The organism is Rhodopirellula maiorica SM1, from assembly GCF_000346295.1.
Lineage (GTDB): Bacteria > Planctomycetota > Planctomycetia > Pirellulales > Pirellulaceae > Novipirellula > Novipirellula maiorica.
Map to the genome: position 1 here is coordinate 1 of NZ_ANOG01001106.1, position 823 is coordinate 823.

At 59.2% G+C, this 823-nt stretch carries 2 protein-coding genes; one reads left to right on the forward strand and one right to left on the reverse strand.

The window, feature by feature from the left end:
• The coding region (locus RMSM_RS43275; RefSeq protein WP_236622436.1) for a hypothetical protein at positions 1 to 249 on the reverse strand (249 nt) is incomplete at its 3' end.
• A 217-nt stretch (positions 250 to 466) separates the two neighbouring features.
• On the opposite strand from RMSM_RS43275, the gene RMSM_RS43280 reads away from it, so the two are divergent.
• Positions 467 to 823 (forward strand): hypothetical protein (locus RMSM_RS43280; RefSeq protein ID WP_236622437.1); only part of this gene is annotated, 357 nt, incomplete at its 3' end.

Genomic DNA, 823 nt, shown 5'->3' on the forward strand with positions numbered 1-823 from the left:
GGGCGCATCAAAAAACCAATAGGTAGAGATCCAAATATGACTCAAACAGCAACCCGACCAGCAGCCCCTGAAACGCCCGTCAAAGAAACGTTGTTTCGTGCTGGGCGCGCGGACGTCGACGCTTCGATGCTGGACGTCGTTCGTGAAGGCGGGCGGTTTGAAGCCGGTCTGATCAAGAACGTCTCGCTCATCGCAGTCGGTGAAGCGCTGGGGCATGAATTGTGGATTGATGAAGTCACATTGGCCCAAGTCGCTGAGTTCGCCAAGGCCAACAACGAGGCGGGCGTGAAGTGTCGATTCACACATCCCGGAATGAGTTCGGACGGCATGGGCCGATTGCTCGGACGTATCCACGACGTGCAGGTGAGCGACGATCGAGCAACCGGTGATTTGCACCTCGCGAAGCTCTCGCACGACACTCCCGAGGGAGACCTTGGGGAGTACGTGGCATCACTTTGTGAGGAGGATGATCGGCACTGCATGGTCGGCAGTGGGATTAGCGATGTCGGCACTGCAGTTCAAAGCATCGATCGGTGCAGCAGTGGTTTCCACCGTATGGAAGTACAGCGCGGGTGTCGTCAGCACAGCATGGTCGGCAGTGATGGCCACATTATCGACGGCGTTCAGTTCGGCGGCATGGCTTGCAGGTGCAGCGGTCACCACAGCGGCGTGGGTCGCAAGCGCCGGGGCGATCGCGGTGGCAATCTTCGGTCTTGATGCAGTTCTGATCACGACAGCCACAGCGGCAACTGTGGCATGGGGAGCAGGATTCACGGCCGTTCTGTCGGCAGCGTTGACCCCCGCGGCATTGATGACAGCGGCA